We start from the raw sequence: 16,833 nt of genomic DNA on the forward strand, positions 1-16,833 counted from the left end.
TGTGGCGAGCGGGCTCCGCGGCCTACCGTGCGAGCATGCGCACCATCGCTCCCCTCGCCGCGGCAGCCGCGGCCCTGCTGCTGGCCGGCTGCGCATCCACGCAGTCCGGCACCACGGCGGAGTCCGCTCCGCAGCCCCTGCCCGCCGTCGAGCAGGGCTCGCCCGACGTCGCGACGTCGGGCGGCGCCGACGGGTTCGACGCCTCGCAGCCCGCCGTCGACGCCGACGCGCAGTCGGTCATCGTCACCGGGTGGGTGTCGATCGTCGCCGAGGCGCCCATCGAGGCAGCCGACGCCGCCGCCGACCTCGCCACGGCTGCGGGCGGCTCGGTGTCGTCGCGATCGGAGTCGGCGGGCGCCGACGACGTGCCCGAACGCGCCGAGCTCACGCTGCGCGTGCCCGCCGACGAGGTGGATGCGCTGCTCGACGACCTGCGCGACGTCGGCGACGTCCGCGACGTCGACGTGTCGAGCGTCGACGTGTCGCAGCAGGTGCAGGACCTCGACGTACGCGTCGCGTCGGCGCGCGCGTCGGTCGATCGCCTCACGGCGCTGCTCGCGACCGCCGCCGACACCGAGACGCTGCTCGAGATCGAGGGGCAGCTGACGACGCGCACGAGCGAGCTCGAGTCGCTGCTGGCGCAGCAGTCGTCGCTCGCCGACCAGGTGGCGCTGTCGACGATCACGGTGTCGATCGCGTCGGAGGCCATCGCGCCGAGCGAGCCCTCGACGTTCCTCGACGGCCTGGCCGCCGGATGGGGTGCGCTCGTCGCGGCGGCGGGCTCGGTGGCGGTCGCGGCAGGCGCCGTGCTGCCCTGGCTCGCGGTGCTGGCCATCCCCGTGGCGGTCGTCGTGGTCGTAGCACGACGTCGCACAGCGCGTCTGTCCCCCAGCGCGCCTTCGCCGGGGGATGCCTCTTCGCCCATACCATGACGACGTGAGACGTGCGACCCCCTGGGTGACACTCGCGGCGGCCCTGCTCGTCGCTCCCCTCGTCGCGCCCGTCGCGGCGACGGCGGCTCCGGCCGCCCCCGTGACCACCGTCGCCGACCCCATGGCGACGCAGCGCGTGCAGCTCGCCGTGCTCGACGAGATCGCCAGGTGGGATGCGCTGCAACCCGTCTCGCAGCTCGGCTCGACCGCGATCGTGCCCGAGACGGGCGCGATCACGATCGGCTGGGTGGGCGACGTGCCGCAGGCAGTGCAGGCGCTCGCGAGCGCCGACGGCGTGACGGTCGACTTCGTCGAGGAGTCGCAGAGCGCCCTGGCGCTCTCGGCGGGCCTGCTCGACGCCGCGACGTCGCTGCCGAGCGATGCCCCCGTGACGTTCGAGGTCGACGGCGAGGCCGTGACGGTCGCCGTGCCGACCCCAGAGGCCGCAGCCGCCGCCGGCGTCGACGCGCTGCCGCTCGACGCGGCGGGCATCGCGGCGATCGAGGATGCCGTCGCCGACGCGACGGCGGGCGACGTCGAGGTGGCGGTCGAGGCCGTCGACGCCGTGCCCGACACGACGGCCCGCCGTGGCGACGTGCAGGACCTCCTCGGCGGCTCGACGTACGCGACGCGCCTGCCCTCGGGCGCGAACCAGTGGTGCACGAGCGGCTTCCAGGCCGTCTCGGGCCACTTCCAGCACTTCATCACGGCCGCGCACTGCAGCAACTGGGCCGACGGCCTGTCGGTGCTCGCCTCCGGCGGGCAGACGCTCGGCGTCACGACGGGTGCCGACGCGCTCGTCCGCGGCGCCGACTCGTACGACCTGCAGCTCGTGCGCCTCGGCCTCGACGTGCGCAATCGTCCCGACATCTACACGAGCGACTCGACGTCGCTGCGGGTGAGCGGCTGGCTGCGCAGCCTGCCGACGGGCACGTACCTGTGCAAGTCGGGCACGACGTCGGGCGACGCGTGCAACCTGCAGGTCACAGGCCCCGGCGTCGCCTGCTACGCCCTGTCGAGTGGCGGCGCGCAGTGCGTCGACATCGTGCGGGTGTCGTCGACGACGGGCACCGCGTTCTGCCTCGGCGACTCGGGCGGCCCCGTCTACACGTGGGGCGACTACGGCTCGGCCCTCGCCGCGGGCGTCGTGAGCGGCGTGCGCCTCGCCGCCGCCGGCGACCGGTGCTCGACGCTCGGCTACGTCGCGCCGATCGCCGACCTCATGCGCGTCATGCCCGGCGTGCAGCTGCGCGCCATCTCGTTCTGACGGCGCGCAGCCCCCTTGCGTTCGGCGCGTGCCGCTCGCAAGGGTGGATGCATGCCCCTCGACCCGGATGCCGTGCTCGCCGCGATCGCCGAGTGGGCGCCGGGCAGGCGCTGGTACCCGCTGAAGGGCGGCGACGAGACGCTGACGCTCGAGGCGCTGCTGCCCGTCGGCGACGACACGGCGGTCGCGATCGTGCGCGCGGGTGCTGCGACGCTGCAGGTGCCGGTCGCGGTGCGTGACGAGCCCGGCGACGCCCCGATCGGCGTCGTCGACGGCCGCTGGCTCGTCGATGCGACGCACGACGCCGAGGCGCTGCAGGCGATGCTGCGCCCCTCGGCATCCATCGCCGTCGACGGCAGCGTGCCGCACGCACCGACCGTGCGAGTCATCGCGGGCGAGCAGTCGAACACGTCGGCGATCGGCGCCGCCGAGCCCGCGTGGATCGCGAAGGTGTTCCGCGTGATCGACGACGGCGAGCATCCCGACGTCGTCGTGACCGGGGCGCTCACGCGGGCGCGCTGCGACCGCGTGCCGGCGCTCGTGGCTGCGTCACGGGCGACGTGGACGGCCGACGGCGTCGAGCGGTCCGCGGGCCTCGCGGCGGTGTCGGAGTTCGTCGCCGACGCCGACGACGCGTGGACGCTCGTGCGCGACGACGCCGTGCGCGCCCTGCGCGGCCAGCCGCGCGACGACCTCGCGCTCGACGACCTCGGCCGCGCCGTCGCGCAGGTGCACGTCGCGCTCGCCGAGACGCTCGGCGCCCGCGGCACCGACCAGCAGGCGTCGGATGCGTTCGTCGCGACGCTGCGCGATCGGGCGACGTGGGCGCGGGCCCAGTCGCGCGGCGCGCTCGCCCACCTCGATGCCGCGATCGACGCGCACGTGCGCACGCTCGACGCGGTGCGCGTGGGCCTCGTGCAGCGCATCCACGGCGACCTGCACCTGGGTCAGGTGCTGCGGCAGCCGGGCCGCGGCTACCTGCTGCTCGACTTCGAGGGCGAGCCGCTGCGTCCCCTCGCCGAGCGGCTGCTGCCCGAGCCGACCGAGCGCGACGTCGCGGGCATGCTGCGGTCGTTCGACTACGCGGCGGGGTCGGCGGCGCTCGAGGTCGGCGTCGACGTCGCCGAGGCGGCCGACTGGTACGCCGCGACGGAGGCGGCGTTCCTCGCGGGCTACCGCTCGGTGCGCGGCGAGGGCGACGCGGCGCTCATCCGCGCGCTGCTCGTCGACAAGGCGCTCTACGAGGTCGTCTACGAGGTGCGCAGCCGACCCGACTGGGTGCCCATCCCCCGCTCGTCGCTCGAGCGCCTGCTCGCGTGACCGCGGGCGCGACCGGCTGGGGTCAGCGCGCCTCGTAGGCCTCGAGGACGTTCGCGGGGATGCGCCCGCGCGTCGCGACCTGGTAGCCGTTCGCAGCGGCCCACTCGCGGATCGCCTGCACGTCCTTCGAGGCGCGCGACGAGCCGGAGCGACGCGGGCTCGACGCTCGCGTCGCGCCGGAGACGCGCCGCGAGGCGGAGATCCACGGCTCGAGCGCCTCGCGCAGCTCCTCGGCGTGCGCGTGCGTGAGGTCGATCTCGTACTGCGCCCCGTCGAGCGAGAACGTGACCGTGCGGCCCGCGCCGTCTGCGAGCCGCTCTCCGGAGATGTCGTCGACGATCTCGACGATGGTGGTCTTTGCCATGGGTGCATGGTATTCGCATTTTCCCGCGAAAGGGAATGCGCAATGCGCGATTCGTCGAATTCTCCTGACATTCGCATTCGCATTCGCATATGGGGGAACCCAAGGCGCCGCGCCATACGATCGTCGAATGAGCACGCACGAGCGCACGAGCGACGCCGCCACCGGTCGACGACGACGCGCGCCGTGGTCGCGCCGCCGCAAGGTCGTCGTCGGCATCGCATCGGGCCTCGTGCTGGCGCTCGTCGCCACCATCGGGGTGTTCGCCATCCGCCTGCAGACGTCGTCGGCGGGCGTCGAGCGCGTCGAGGAGGCCTTCCCCGACGAGTCGGTGCGCCCGGAGGTCGACGATGCGGGCGCGCTCAACTACCTGCTGCTCGGCAGCGACTCCCGCAGCGAGGGCGGCTCGCTGCTCGACTCGCTGGGCGATCGCGCCGACACGATCCTGCTCGTGCACGTGCCGCCGGACCGCCAGACCGTGCAGGTCATGTCGATCATGCGCGACTCGTGGGTCGACATCCCCGGCTACGGCATGTCGAAGATCAACGCCGCGCTCTCGTACGGCGGCGTGCCGCTCATGGTGCAGACCGTCGAGCAGCTCATCGATCAGCGCATCGACGACGTCGCCATCATCGACTTCGCGGGCTTCGAGGGGCTCACGGATGCGCTCGGCGGCGTGACGGTGCAGAACGAGATCGCGTTCTCGGCCGGGCATTCTGGGCCGATCCACTCCTTCGCCGCCGGCGAGATCACGCTCGACGGTGCGTCGGCGCTCGACTACGTGCGCGAGCGCTACGCGTTCTCCGACGGCGACTACCAGCGCGTGCGCAACCAGCAGGCGTACATGCGCGGCCTGCTCGCCGCGCTGCTCGAGCCCTCGGTGGTGGCGAACCCCGTCGCGATCGCCGACCTCGTCGAGGTCATGGCACCGTACATGGCGACGACCGACGGCCTCACGACGACGGGCGTGCTCGGCATCGCCACGGAGTTCGTCGGCGCGGGCGTGCCCGACGTGCGCACGTTCACGATGCCGACGACCGGCATCGGCACCGTCGGCACGCAGTCGGTCGTGCTCGTCGACGACGCCGCCCTGCAGCTCGTGCGGGAGGCCTTCGCGGCCGAGTCGATGACCGACTTCGTCGCTCCGGAACCGGTCACGCCCACGCCGTAGCGCGTGCGGCGGTGGGAGGCCGCTGCGCCGTGCTCGAGCCCTCCGTGCAGGTCGTGGGGTACGGCGTCCCCTATCAGATGCATCGTTCGCGTGCGCTTGAACCTCCGGTATCGACAGGTTTGTACCCTCGGCCCGACGAATCCAGTTCTGCCTGCCATGGTGTGCGCAGTCGTGATCGGCTGAGCATCTCTCAAGCGTCGAGATGCCGCCGTTCGCACCGGACGCGAAGGGGGCTTCGCCGTGCAGGACATGACGCATGTGCGATCTCGGGTGCTGCTCGAGAAGCAGGTGGACGCCGACGCGCGCGTCGACGCGCCGCACCTGCCGTGGCGCTCGCCCATCGCGACGACGACGGGGCTGCGCAGCCTCGACGCGGCGATGCCGAGCGATCGCGCCGTCTGGCTGCGGCGGTGGCGCGCGACGGGTCGTGAGCCGTTCGCGCACCCCGTGCTCGGCGAGCTGTTCGCCGACGAGGGCGACCGCGTCGTCGCCATCATCTCCGACGCCGGCGTGCTGCTGCCGCTGCGCCTGCGCCCCATCCCGGGCGCCCTCGGCATGCTCGACGCCACGGGCCCGTACGGCTTCGGCGGCGCCTACCGGCCGCAGGGCTCCGCCGGCAGGCAGCCCGAGTTCTGGACGGCGTTCGCCACCTGGGCGCAGCGGCACCAGGTGGTCACGGCGTTCGCGCGCATGCATCCGTTCGCCGACGACGTCGTCGCGCCCCCGACCGCGGCGCTCGTCGACCGCAGCGTCACGGTCGTGCGCTCGGTGCTCGCCGACGACGACGCCGTGCTCGCCGACGCCGATCGCAAGGTGCGCAAGAACGTACGCCGCGCCGTCGCCGACGGCGTGCAGGTGCACGTCACGACGTCGGCGGATGGCTTCGAGGACTTCGCGCGCATCTACGCGAGCACGATGGAGCGACGCGAGGCCGGCGCCGCGTACCGGTTCGACGACGCCTTCTTCGAGCGCATCCACCGCGAGCTCGACGGCAGCTTCGCCTACGCGTACGCGACCCTCGACGGCGTCGTCGTCTCGGCGGAGCTCGTGCTGCACTCCGACCGCCACGCGTACTCGTTCCTCGGCGGCACCGACGCGGCCGCCTACGCGTCGAGGCCCAACGAGCTGCTGAAGCTCGCCGTCGTGCGCTGGTGCCGCGAGCGCGGCATCGCCGACTACGTGCTGGGCGGCGGCGCGGCGCCCGGCGACGGCATCGAGCGCTACAAGCGCGCGTTCGCGCCCGCGGGCGTGCGGCCGTTCCGCACGCTCGAGCTCGTGCTCGACCCCGACGAGGAGGCGCGCCTGTCGCACGGCTGCGCGCAGGGCTCCTTCCCCGCGTACCGCGGTGCGACCGGCGCGGCCGCCGTGCTCGGAGGGCGCGCATGATGCTCCACGCGGTCGCGCGCGCCGGCCTCCGGCGCCGCCTCGTCGCCGGCCTCGCCGTGGGCCTCGTCATCGCCGGCGTCGCCGTCGTCGGCACGACCACCGTGCGCGTCGGAGCGGCGATCCAGCGCATCGAGCGCGTGCCCGACGCGTTCCCCGCGGAGTCCACGCGCCCGGCGCCGCATCCCGTCGGCACCGTCGCGCCGCGCAACTACCTGCTGCTCGGTAGCGACTCGCGCGGCACGGGAGGCTCGCTGCTCACGAGCCTCGGCGACCGCGCCGACGCCATCCTGCTCGTGCACGTGCCCGCCGACCGCCGCAGCGTGCAGATCATCTCGATCATGCGCGACTCGTGGGTCGACATCCCCGGCTACGGCATGGCGAAGATCAACGCGGCCCTGTCGTACGGCGGCGTGCCGCTCATGGTGCAGGTCGTCGAGTCGCTCATCGGCCAGCGCATCGACGACGTCGCCATCGTCGACTTCGCGGGCTTCGCCGCGCTCACGGATGCCGTCGGCGGGGTCACGGTGCAGAACGAGGTGGCGTTCTCGGTCGGCGACGTGCGCTTCGCGCAGGGACCCGTCACGCTCACGGGCGCCGACGCCCTGCCGTACGTGCGCGAGCGGTACGCGTTCGCCGACGGCGACTACCAGCGGGTGCGCAACCAGCAGGCGTACCTGCGCGGCCTGCTCGTCGCGATGCTGCAGCCGACGACGCTCGCGAACCCGTGGGCCGTCGCCGGCCTCGTCGACGCGATGTCGCCGTACCTCGCAGCGACCGACGGCCTCACGGCGCCGGCCGCCGTGCAGCTCGCCGCCGAGCTCGCGGCGGCGGGCACGCCCGAGGTGGCGACGTTCACGCTGCCGACCGCGGGCACCGCCACGATCGGCGACCAGTCCGTCGTGCTGCTCGACGCCGCCGACCTCGCGGTCGTGCAGGCGGCGCTGCAGCAGGACTCCATGACGGGCTTCGTGCCCCCGGCAGAGCGCTAGCGGAGGGATGCGGAGATGAGCGCGATGCGAACGGCCACCAGCACGGCGAGGGCGCCGCGCCGCGCGGAGCTCGCCGATGCCGCCACCCACCTGCGACGCCTCGTCGAGCGCGTGCTCATGCGCGACGGCGTCGCGAGGCCCGCGCCCTCGATCGTGGGCGACGCGCTCGCCTGGACCGTCGCGGTGCCCGTGGCGATCTGGCTGCGCGAGGACCTCGCGCTCGGCTGGCTGCGCCCGCTGAGCCTCCTCGGCCTCGTCGCCACCGTCGTGCTCGCGCAGGTGCTCATCGGGCACGCCGTCGGGCTCTACCGCGGCCGCCACGGCTACGGCAGCGCCGAGGAGGTCGTGACCCTCGTGGGCGTCGCCACCGTCGCCGCGCTGCTCGTCGGCGCCCCCATGCTCGTCGTCGCGCCGGCCCTCGGCATCCCGCGCACGGCGCTCGTGATCGCGGCGCCCATCGCGCTGCTGCTCATGGCCGGCATCCGCTACGCCCTGCGCCTCCTGCTCGAGAGCGCGCACCGGCCCACGCCCACGGCGCAGCCGGCGCTCATCCTCGGCGCCGGCTACGCCGGCACGCACCTCGCACGGCGGATGCGCACCGACGAGCACTCGCCGCTGCGCGCCGTCGGCCTCGTCGACGACGACGGCAGGCTGCGCGGCGCCATGCGCTGCGGCGTGCGCGTGCTCGGCACCCGCGCCGACCTCGCGCGCATCGTCGCCGACACCGGTGCGACGCGCCTCGTCGTCGCCATCGCCCGCGCCGACGCGACGCTGCTCGGCGAGATCGAGGCGCAGACGAGCGCGCTCGGCGTCGAGGTGCTCGTCATGCCGCCGTTCGCCGACATGATGCGCGGCACGGCGCAGGTCACCGACCTGCGGGCGCTGCGCATCGAGGACATCGTGGGTCGCCGCCCCATCGACACGGACGTCGAGCGCGTCGCCGGCTGCGTCACGGGCCGCCGCGTGCTCGTGACCGGCGCGGGCGGATCGATCGGCGCCGAGCTGTGCAGGCAGCTCGCGAAGTGGTCGCCCGCCGAGCTCATCATGCTCGACCGCGACGAGACCGCGCTGCAGGCCGTGCAGCTCGACGTGCACGGCAACGGCCTGCTGTCGACGCGCGACGTCGTGCTCGCCGACGTGCGCGACGAGCAGGCGATCGCCGAGATCTTCGCCGACCGCCGGCCCGAGGTCGTGTTCCACGCGGCGGCGCTCAAGCACCTGCCGATGCTCGAGCAGTACCCCGACGAGGGGTGGAAGACCAACGTGCTCGGCACGCGCTCGGTGCTCGCGGCCGCCGAGGCCGTCGGCGTCGAGACGTTCGTGAACATCTCGACCGACAAGGCCGCCAACCCCACGAGCGTGCTCGGCCACTCCAAGCGGCTCGCCGAGCGCCTCACGGCCGCGACGGCCGCGCGCGCGAGCGGTCGCTACCTCTCGGTGCGGTTCGGCAACGTGCTCGGCAGCCGCGGCTCGATGGTGCCGGTGTTCGCCGCGCTCATCGAGGCCGGCGGGCCGCTCACCGTCACGCATCCCGACATCACGCGCTACTTCATGTCGATCCCCGAGGCGTGCCAGCTCGTCGTGCAGGCCGCCGCGATCGGCAGGCCCGGCGAGGTGCTCATCCTCGACATGGGCGAGCCCGTGCGCATCCTCGACGTCGCGAAGCGCATGATCGCGATGTCGGGCAAGCCGATCGACATCGTCTTCACGGGCCTGCGCCCGCACGAGAAGCTGCACGAGGAGCTCATCGGCCCCGACGAGCGCGGCGAGCGCCTGCTGCACCCGCTCATCACGCAGGCGCCCGTGCCGCCGCTCGCGCACGACGACCTCGACAAGGACGCGTGGGATGCGCGCTGGCACCGTGCTCCGGCGCCGACTTCCGCGCCCGTCGCCGCCCGCACGATCGTGCCCGTCGCCACCGTGCACCGCATCCTCGACCGGACGGAGACCCTCCGATGAGCCCGCGCATCCTGCTGTCCGCTCCCGACGTCGGCGCCACCGAGGAGCGCGCGATCGTCGCGGCGCTCCGCTCGGGCTGGGTCGCCCCGCTCGGGCCCGACGTCGACGCGTTCGAGCGCGAGCTCGCCGCCCGCGTCGGCGTCGCGCACGGCGTCGCCCTCTCGTCGGGCACCGCCGCGCTGCACCTCGGCCTCCTCGCCCTGGGCGTGCGGCCCGGCGACCGCGTCGTGACGTCGTCGATGACGTTCGCCGCCACCGCCAACGCCATCGCGTACGTCGGCGCCCTCCCCGTCTTCGTCGACTCCGACCCCGCCACCGGCAACCTCGACGTCGCCCTGCTCGCCGAGGCGATGGCGACGCTCGAGCGCGAGGGCACGCCCGCACGCGCGATCGTGCCCGTCGACCTGCTGGGCCGCATCCCCGACCACGACGCGATCGAGGCCATCGCCGCCAGGCACGGCGCACGCGTGCTCGTCGACGCCGCCGAGTCGCTCGGCTCGACGCGCGACGGCAGGCCGGCGGGGTCGTGGGGCGACGCATCCATCGTGTCGTTCAACGGCAACAAGGTCATGACGACGTCGGGCGGCGGGATGCTGCTGACGGACGACCGCGCGATCGCCGACCGCGTGCGGCACCTCGCGACGCAGGCGCGCATGCCCGTCGAGCACTACGAGCACGAGGAGGTCGGCTACAACTACCGGCTGTCGAACCTGCTCGCCGCGCTCGGCCGCGCGCAGCTGCAGCGCCTCGACGCCATGATCGCCAGGCGCCGCGCCATCCGCGCCCGGTACCGCGCCGTCGTCGCAGGCATCGACGGCCTCACGCTGCTCGGCGACGACCGCGACGGCGACAACGCCTGGCTCACGGCCGTGCTCGTCGACCCCGACGCCGCCCTCGTCGACGCCGACGCCGTGCGCCGCGCGCTCGACTCGCGCGGCATCGAGACGCGGCCGCTGTGGAAGCCCATGCACCTGCAGCCCGCGTTCGCCGACGCCCGCGCGTTCACGACCGGCGCGAGCGAGACGCTCTTCCGCACGGGCATCGCCCTGCCGAGCGGCTCGGCGCTCGACGACGCGAGCATCGACCGCGTCGTCGAGGCGCTGCGCGCCGCCGTCGCGCCGCGCTCGTGCCGCCGCCCCATCGGCTCCGACTTCCCGCTCGACGTCGCCATCAGCGCCGCGCCCCCAAGGCGGCGCCCCTGGAGCACGACGACCGTCATGGTCGAGACCGGCAGGCAGGCCATCGCGGCCATCGCGATGGTGCTCGAGCGCTCGGGCGCGAACCGCATCGCGGTGCCCGCGTTCCTGTGCGACAGCATGCTCGCGCCCTTCCAGAGCCGCGGCTGGCACATCGTCGACTACCCCGTGCTCGACGACCTCTCCCCCGACCTGCCCGTCGCCAGGCGCATGGCCGAGACGGGTCGCGTCGATGCCGTGCTCGTCATGCGCTACTTCGGCGCCGCCCCGACGTTCGCCGAGCTCTCCGACGTCGCCGCCATCCGCGCCGCAGGCGTCGCGGTGCTCGCCGACGAGACCCACCTGCCGTTCTCGATGAACCAGTGGGGCGCCGACTTCGCCTACGCGAGCCTGCGCAAGGTGCTGCCGACGACCGACGGCGCCTACCTGCACATGCCCGCGGGCACGGAGGCGCCCATGCTGCGGCGCGCACGCGAGACCGGCAGGTACGCGGCCATGGCGTCGTTCGACTCGCGCCGCGGCATCACGCAGCACTCGCGCATCATGCTCGACGCGTCGATGGCGCTCATCGAGCGGGATGCTGCGCCGCGCCGCATGAGCAGGCGCGGACGCTCGCTGCTCGACACGCTCGACCTCGACGCGATCGCCGAGCGTCGCATCGCCAACGCGCGCGTGCTCGCCGACGCGCTCGACGACGTCGGCATCGCGACGGCCGTGCCGGTGGGCTCGCTCGAGGTGCCGTCGCACCTGCCCGTGCGGGTGGCGGATCCCGTCGGCGTGCAGGCGGCGCTCGCGCGAGCCGAGGTGTACTGCCCCATCCATTGGCCCAGGCCGAAGGGGTTCGCGACGCAGGAGGAGTGGCCCGACGACCTGCTGTCGCTGCCCGTCGACCATCGCTACGACCACGTCGACATGCTGCGCATCGCCGCCGAGCTGCAGCGCGTGTCGCTCGACCTCGTGGGGGTGACCCGATGAGCCGCTCGCGCTACCTCGCCGTGCGCGGCGTCACCGACCGCGTCGTCGCGGGCACGGCCCTCGTCGTGCTGTCGCCGCTCATGCTCGCGATCGCCGCGTCGATCCTCGTCGCGATGGGCAGGCCCGTGCTCTTCCGGCAGCGGCGGGTGGGCACGGGCGGCAGGGACTTCTCGATCGTGAAGTTCCGCACGCTCGTGCGCGACGCCGAGCGCCTCGGCGCCGGCTACGTGCTGCCCGGCATGGACCTCGTGCCGCCGCTCGGCCACGTGCTGCGGTCGACGAGCCTCGACGAGCTGCCGCAGCTGTGGAACATCCTCGTCGGCGAGATGGCGTTCGTCGGGCCCAGGCCCGCGCTGCGCGACCAGTACGAGCGGTACACCGACCGGCAACGCGGGCGCGTGTCGGTGCCGCAGGGCGTCACGGGGCTCGCGCAGGTGCGCTACCGCGACGCCGCCACCTTCTCGACGCGCATCGAGGCCGACCTCGAGTACGTCGCCACCGTGAGCCTGCGCACCGATGCGCGCCTGCTCCTCGCGACCATCGGCGCCGTGACCCGGCACGACGGCATCGTGCAGCACCAGACTCCCGAGGACATCGACGACCTCGGCGATCGCAGGACCAGCGTCGCACCCGACGCCACCACCGAGGAGGAGACCAGATGACCGCCACCGTGCAGCTCGCCGCCGCACCCGCCGGCCGCCGCCTGCGCGTGCTCGTCGTATCCCAGTACTACTGGCCCGAGCACGCCTCCATCCCGACGCTCCTCGCCGAGGAGCTGCAGCGCCGCGGGCACCACGTGCGGGTGCTCACGACGTTCCCCAACTACCCCACGGGCCGGCTGCCCGACGGGCAGCGGCAGAAGGCGCACGTCGTCGAGACCGTGCGCGGCGTGCGCGTGCACCGCGTGCCGATGGTGCTCGACCGCTCGGAGCGCACGCTGCACCGTGCGGCGAGCTACGCGAGCTTCGCGCTGTCGAGCGCGCTGTGGGGCAGGCTCGGGATGTCGGCGGACGTCGTGTACGTGTACGCGACGCAGATGACCCCGGCGCTCGGCCCGGCCGTGTGGCGTCGCAACGGCGGTCCGCCGTTCGTGCTGCACGTGCAGGACCTGTGGCCCGACGCCATCGTGGGCGCGTCGTTCGTGCGCTCGGGCGCCGGCAAGGCCATCGCGCGCTCGCTCGAGCCGCTGCTGCGCCGCGCGTACCGCGAGGCGTCGGCGACCATCGGCATCTCCGACGAGATGGCGGCGACGCTCGTCGAGCGCGGCGCACCCCGCTCGCGCGTGCACTCGGTGTCGAACTGGGCGTGGGAGCGCGAGGCGCCGCCGCTCGAGCGCAAGCAGAAGCGCGGCCGCCGGTCGACGTCGTTCCTCTACGCCGGCAACCTCGGCGACGCGCAGCAGCTCGACGAGGTGCTGCGCGCCGCGGCCATGGTCGACGGCGATCCGCGCTTCTCGCTCGACCTCTACGGGTCGGGCAGCGCCGAGCACCGCCTCCGCGCGCTCGCGACGCTGCTGGGGCTGCGGTCGGTGCGCTTCCGCGGCCGCGTCTCGACCGAGTCGATGTCGGAGATCTACCGAGACCACGACTTCCAGGTCGTGCCGCTCGCCGAGACGCCCGCGCTGCGCGCCGCCGTGCCGTCGAAGCTGCCCATGAGCCTGCGCCACGGCCTGCCGGTCGTGGCGTCGGCGCAGGGCGCCGCCGCCGACCTCATCGCCGAGCACGGCGCGGGGATCGTCGCGTCGAGCGCCGACGCCGAGGGCATCGCCGACGCCTTCCGCGAGGCGATGGACCTCGACGACGCCGAGCACCGCGCCATGTCGCGCCGTGCCCGCTCGGCGTACGAGCGGTCGATGTCGCTCACGGCCGGCGTCGACGCCATCGAGGCCATCCTGCGCAACGTCGTGCGCGAGGAGACCGTGCGGCCCGGCGCCGCACGCGGACGCCCGGCGCCGACCGGCACGGGCGGCCGCACCAGCACACGATCCACGGCGCGAGCGAAGGCGAGCCACCGATGACGACAGGGCACGAGGACGCGACGGTCCTCATCACGGGCGGCACGGGCTCCTTCGGGCGCACGGTCGCGGCGCGGCTGCTGCGCGACGGCGTCGGCCAGGTGCGCATCCTCAGCCGCGACGAGGCGAAGCAGGACGACATGCGCCACACGATGGGCGACGACCGGCTGCGGTTCTACCTCGGCGACGTGCGCGACGAGGGCAGCGTCGACAAGGCGATGCGCGGCGTCGACCACGTGTTCCACGCCGCCGCGCTCAAGCAGGTGCCGTCGTGCGAGTTCTTCCCCATGGAGGCGGTGCGCACGAACGTGCAGGGCAGCGAGAACGTCGTGCGCGCCGCGGACCGCGCCGGCGTGCGCTCCGCCGTGTTCCTCAGCACCGACAAGGCCGTCTACCCCGTCAACGCCATGGGCATGAGCAAGGCGCTCATGGAGAAGGTCGCGCGCTCGCACGGCCTCAACAACCCGACGACGGCGACGACGATGGCGTGCGTGCGGTACGGCAACGTCATGTACTCGCGCGGCTCCGTCATCCCGTTGTTCCTGTCGCAGATGCGCGCTGGCAAGCCCATCACGATCACGAACCCGCACATGACGCGGTTCATGATGTCGCTCGCCGACTCCGTCGACCTCGTCGAGTTCGCCTTCCACAACGCGCGGCAGGGCGACCTGTTCATCCGCAAGGCGCGGGCGTGCACCATCGCGGACCTCGCTGCGGCGATGCTGCGACTGTTCCGCTCGGACTCGCAGATCGAGATCATCGGCACGCGGCACGCCGAGAAGGTGTCGGAGGCGCTCGCGAGCCGCGAGGAGCTGTCGAAGGCCATCGACATGGGCGACTACTTCCGCATCCCCCTCGACTCGCGCGGCCTCGACTACGAGCTGTACGTCGCCGAGGGCGACGCGAGGCAGGCGGAGTTCCTCGACTACGACTCCCACACCGTGCCGCGCATGTCGGTCGAGGAGGTCGAGGAGCTGCTGCTGACGCTGCCCGAGATCCGATCGGAGCTCGCGCTCGCGGGCCTGACGAGCAGCCGGGTGTGATGCGCGTCGCGGTGACGGGTGCCGGCGGCTTCCTCGGGCTCCACGTGCGAGGGGCGCTGCTGGAGGCCGGGGTGGAGGCGGTGCCGGTCGCGCTCGGCGAGCGGTTCGACGAGCGCGCGGCATTCGCCGCCGTCGACGGCGCGGATGCCGTGCTGCACCTCGCGGGCGTGCACCGCGCGCCCGAGGACCTCGTGCGCGACGGCAACCGCATGCTCGCGACGCAGCTCGCGCGCACGCTGCTCGACGTGCCGACGCCGCCGCGCACCGTCGCGTACGCGAGCACGACGCAGGTCGGCAACGGCTCGGCGTACGGCGAGGCGAAGGAGCAGGCGGGCGACATGGTGCGCGCCGCCGCCGACGCCGTCGGCGCGCGCTTCGTCGACCACCGGCTGCCGAACCTGTTCGGCGAGCACGGGCTGCCGTTCACGAACTCCGTCACCGCCACGTTCTGCCACCTGCTCGCGTCCGGCGGGCGACCGGAGGTGCACGAGGATCGCACGCTCGACCTGCTGCACGCGCAGGACGCCGCCGACCTGCTGCTCGGCGACGTCGCCGCCGCCGACCGCGTGCACCGCGCGACCGTCACCGGGGTGCTCGCGCGCCTCGAGCGCATCGCGAGCGCCTACGAGGTCGGCGAGGTGCCCGACATCGCCGAGCGGCTCGACCGCGACCTGTTCAACACGTACCGCTCGCACCTCGTCGCCCGCCGGCCGGCGATCCGGCTCGCGAGCCGTGCCGACGAGCGCGGCGCGTTCATCGAGCTCGTGCGCGCCCGCGGCGGCAGCGGTCAGGCGTCGATCTCGACGACGGCGCCGGGCGTCACGCGCGGCGACCACTTCCACCGTCGCAAGTTCGAGCGCTTCACGGTCGTGTCGGGCCGCGCCGTCATCCGCCTGCGCCGCATCCTCACGGCCGAGGTCGTGACGATCCCCGTCGACGGCGACGAGCCCGTGGCCGTCGACATGCCCACGTTGTGGAGCCACAGCATCGAGAACGTCGGCGACGGTCCGCTGCACACGAGCTTCTGGACCGACGACCTGTTCGACGCCGCCCGGCCCGACACGATCCCGGAGCGGGTGCTGCCATGAGCGCGCGCATCAAGGTCATGACGGTCGTCGGCACGCGGCCGGAGGTCATCCGCCTCGCCGCCACGATGCGGCTGCTCGACCGCATCGCCGACCACGTCGTCGTGCACACGGGGCAGAACTACGACTACGAGCTCAACGAGCTGCTGTTCGAGGACCTCGAGCTGCGCCGCCCCGACCGCTTCCTCGACGCCGACACGTCGTCGCTCGGCGCGGCACTCGGCTCGATCCTCGCGCGCGTCGAGGTCGCGATCCGCGAGGAGCAGCCCGACGCGATGCTCGTGCTCGGCGACACGAACAGCTGCATCGCCGCCGTCATGGGCAAGCGGATGCGCGTGCCCGTCTTCCACATGGAGGCCGGCAACCGGGCGTTCGACGAGAACGTGCCGGAGGAGACGAACCGCAGGCTCGTCGACCACGTCGCCGACTACAACCTCGCCTACACCGAGCACGCGCGGCGCAACCTGCTCGCGGAGGGGCTGCATCCGTCGCGCACCCTCGTGACGGGGTCGCCGATGCGCGAGGTGCTCGACCAGAGCCGCGAGCGCATCGCGGCGAGCGACGTCGTCGCCAGGCAGGGGCTCGTGCCCGGCGGCTACCTGCTCGTGAGCCTGCACCGCGAGGAGACGGTCGACGACCCGGTGCGGCTGCGGCAGGCGCTGCAGGCGCTCGACGCCCTCGCGGTCGAGCACGACATGCCCGTGCTCGTGTCGACGCATCCGCGCACGCGCAAGCGGCTCGTCGACCAGGAGCCCGAGCTGCAGCGGCGGCTCACGCTGCACCCGCCGTTCGGGTTCCACGACTACGTGGCGCTGCAGCAGTCGGCGCTCGTCGTGCTGTCGGACAGCGGCACGATCGGCGAGGAGTCGAGCATCCTCGGCTTCCCCGCCGTCACGCTGCGCGACGCGATCGAGCGGCCCGAGGCGCTCGACGTGGGCGCGCTCGTGACGTGCGGCGTCGACCCCGAGAGCGTCGTCGAGGCGGTGCGGGCGACGCTCGCGATGCACGACGCCATGGGGCCGCCGAGCGTGCCCGCCGACTACGGTCCCGACGACGTGTCGCGGCGCGTCGTGTCGTTCATCCTCTCCAGCACGCGATCGCATCGGGCGCGCGCCGGCCTGCGGCGGTGATCGTG

Annotated in this window: 14 protein-coding genes; 13 read left to right on the forward strand and 1 reads right to left on the reverse strand. The window is 73.7% G+C overall.

What is annotated here, in order from left to right; all coding sequences use genetic code 11:
- Positions 1–35: 35 nt before the first annotated feature.
- From BLQ67_RS03635 to BLQ67_RS03645, 3 genes are read left to right on the forward strand one after another with little or no spacing between them, the layout of a single operon-like run.
- Positions 36–932, forward strand: coding sequence for a DUF4349 domain-containing protein (locus BLQ67_RS03635; RefSeq protein WP_157674655.1), 897 nt, complete (start codon positions 36–38; stop codon positions 930–932).
- A 4-nt stretch (positions 933–936) separates the two neighbouring features.
- Positions 937–2,199 carry a trypsin-like serine protease gene (locus tag BLQ67_RS03640; RefSeq protein WP_157674656.1) on the forward strand — a complete coding sequence of 421 codons (1,263 nt, stop codon included), beginning with the start codon at positions 937–939 and terminating at the stop codon, positions 2,197–2,199.
- A gap of 51 nt (positions 2,200–2,250) precedes the next feature.
- Positions 2,251–3,519: a maltokinase N-terminal cap-like domain-containing protein gene (locus BLQ67_RS03645; protein ID WP_092502542.1), complete on the forward strand. Its 1,269-nt coding sequence runs from the start codon at positions 2,251–2,253 to the stop codon at positions 3,517–3,519.
- 22 nt (positions 3,520–3,541) lie between these two features.
- Here BLQ67_RS03645 and BLQ67_RS03650 read toward each other — a convergent pair whose 3' ends face one another.
- Positions 3,542–3,883 carry a histone-like nucleoid-structuring protein Lsr2 gene (locus BLQ67_RS03650; protein WP_092502543.1) on the reverse strand — a complete coding sequence of 114 codons (342 nt, stop codon included), beginning with the start codon at positions 3,881–3,883 and terminating at the stop codon, positions 3,542–3,544.
- Positions 3,884–4,010: 127 nt separating this feature from the next.
- On the opposite strand from BLQ67_RS03650, the gene BLQ67_RS03655 reads away from it, so the two are divergent.
- The 10 genes from BLQ67_RS03655 (at position 4,011) to wecB (ending at position 16,828) form a co-directional block, all read left to right on the forward strand.
- The gene (locus BLQ67_RS03655) at positions 4,011–5,051 is read left to right on the forward strand and encodes an LCP family protein (protein ID WP_157674657.1); all 1,041 of its coding nucleotides are present in this window, start codon (positions 4,011–4,013) and stop codon (positions 5,049–5,051) included.
- Positions 5,052–5,300: 249 nt separating this feature from the next.
- Positions 5,301–6,437: a GNAT family N-acetyltransferase gene (locus BLQ67_RS03660; protein ID WP_157674658.1), complete on the forward strand. Its 1,137-nt coding sequence runs from the start codon at positions 5,301–5,303 to the stop codon at positions 6,435–6,437.
- Entirely contained in the window at positions 6,434–7,426 is a 993-nt protein-coding gene (locus tag BLQ67_RS03665) for an LCP family protein (RefSeq protein WP_092502548.1), read from the forward strand. The genes BLQ67_RS03660 and BLQ67_RS03665 overlap by 4 nt, the downstream gene beginning before the upstream one ends.
- A gap of 15 nt (positions 7,427–7,441) precedes the next feature.
- Complete coding sequence (locus tag BLQ67_RS03670; RefSeq protein ID WP_231945152.1) at positions 7,442–9,385, forward strand: polysaccharide biosynthesis protein; 1,944 nt, start codon at positions 7,442–7,444, stop codon at positions 9,383–9,385.
- Positions 9,382–11,556: an aminotransferase class I/II-fold pyridoxal phosphate-dependent enzyme gene (locus tag BLQ67_RS16995; protein WP_092502550.1), complete on the forward strand. Its 2,175-nt coding sequence runs from the start codon at positions 9,382–9,384 to the stop codon at positions 11,554–11,556. The genes BLQ67_RS03670 and BLQ67_RS16995 overlap by 4 nt, the downstream gene beginning before the upstream one ends.
- Positions 11,553–12,218 (forward strand): sugar transferase, encoded by a 666-nt coding sequence (locus BLQ67_RS03680; protein WP_092502551.1) that lies wholly within the window; start codon positions 11,553–11,555, stop codon positions 12,216–12,218. Before BLQ67_RS16995 ends, BLQ67_RS03680 begins: the two co-directional genes overlap by 4 nt.
- On the forward strand, positions 12,215–13,573 hold the full coding sequence (locus BLQ67_RS03685; protein WP_092502553.1) for a glycosyltransferase family 4 protein: 1,359 nt from the start codon (positions 12,215–12,217) through the stop codon (positions 13,571–13,573). Before BLQ67_RS03680 ends, BLQ67_RS03685 begins: the two co-directional genes overlap by 4 nt.
- Positions 13,570–14,613 carry a polysaccharide biosynthesis protein gene (locus BLQ67_RS03690; protein ID WP_092502555.1) on the forward strand — a complete coding sequence of 348 codons (1,044 nt, stop codon included), beginning with the start codon at positions 13,570–13,572 and terminating at the stop codon, positions 14,611–14,613. Before BLQ67_RS03685 ends, BLQ67_RS03690 begins: the two co-directional genes overlap by 4 nt.
- The gene (locus BLQ67_RS03695) at positions 14,613–15,701 is read left to right on the forward strand and encodes a polysaccharide biosynthesis C-terminal domain-containing protein (RefSeq protein WP_092506758.1); all 1,089 of its coding nucleotides are present in this window, start codon (positions 14,613–14,615) and stop codon (positions 15,699–15,701) included. The genes BLQ67_RS03690 and BLQ67_RS03695 overlap by 1 nt, the downstream gene beginning before the upstream one ends.
- Complete coding sequence (gene wecB / locus BLQ67_RS03700; RefSeq protein WP_092502557.1) at positions 15,698–16,828, forward strand: non-hydrolyzing UDP-N-acetylglucosamine 2-epimerase; 1,131 nt, start codon at positions 15,698–15,700, stop codon at positions 16,826–16,828. The genes BLQ67_RS03695 and wecB overlap by 4 nt, the downstream gene beginning before the upstream one ends.
- The last annotated feature ends 5 nt before the right edge of the window (positions 16,829–16,833 follow it).

It is taken from the genome of Agrococcus jejuensis, from assembly GCF_900099705.1.
GTDB classification, from domain to species: domain Bacteria; phylum Actinomycetota; class Actinomycetes; order Actinomycetales; family Microbacteriaceae; genus Agrococcus; species Agrococcus jejuensis.

What these genes read in the sequence shown, in the direction of transcription:
- BLQ67_RS03660 (WP_157674658.1), top strand. Translation starts at nt 5,301, where the DNA reads ATGACGCATGTGCGATCTCGGGTGCTGCTCGAGAAGCAGGTGGACGCC.
- BLQ67_RS03685 (WP_092502553.1), top strand. Translation starts at nt 12,215, where the DNA reads ATGACCGCCACCGTGCAGCTCGCCGCCGCACCCGCCGGCCGCCGCCTG.
- BLQ67_RS03695 (WP_092506758.1), top strand. Translation starts at nt 14,613, where the DNA reads ATGCGCGTCGCGGTGACGGGTGCCGGCGGCTTCCTCGGGCTCCACGTG.
- wecB (WP_092502557.1), top strand. Translation starts at nt 15,698, where the DNA reads ATGAGCGCGCGCATCAAGGTCATGACGGTCGTCGGCACGCGGCCGGAG.
- BLQ67_RS03690 (WP_092502555.1), top strand. Translation starts at nt 13,570, where the DNA reads ATGACGACAGGGCACGAGGACGCGACGGTCCTCATCACGGGCGGCACG.
- BLQ67_RS03680 (WP_092502551.1), top strand. Translation starts at nt 11,553, where the DNA reads ATGAGCCGCTCGCGCTACCTCGCCGTGCGCGGCGTCACCGACCGCGTC.
- BLQ67_RS03655 (WP_157674657.1), top strand. Translation starts at nt 4,011, where the DNA reads ATGAGCACGCACGAGCGCACGAGCGACGCCGCCACCGGTCGACGACGA.
- BLQ67_RS03645 (WP_092502542.1), top strand. Translation starts at nt 2,251, where the DNA reads ATGCCCCTCGACCCGGATGCCGTGCTCGCCGCGATCGCCGAGTGGGCG.
- BLQ67_RS03650 (WP_092502543.1), bottom strand. Translation starts at nt 3,883, where the DNA reads ATGGCAAAGACCACCATCGTCGAGATCGTCGACGACATCTCCGGAGAG.
- BLQ67_RS03665 (WP_092502548.1), top strand. Translation starts at nt 6,434, where the DNA reads ATGATGCTCCACGCGGTCGCGCGCGCCGGCCTCCGGCGCCGCCTCGTC.
- BLQ67_RS16995 (WP_092502550.1), top strand. Translation starts at nt 9,382, where the DNA reads ATGAGCCCGCGCATCCTGCTGTCCGCTCCCGACGTCGGCGCCACCGAG.
- BLQ67_RS03670 (WP_231945152.1), top strand. Translation starts at nt 7,442, where the DNA reads ATGAGCGCGATGCGAACGGCCACCAGCACGGCGAGGGCGCCGCGCCGC.
- BLQ67_RS03635 (WP_157674655.1), top strand. Translation starts at nt 36, where the DNA reads ATGCGCACCATCGCTCCCCTCGCCGCGGCAGCCGCGGCCCTGCTGCTG.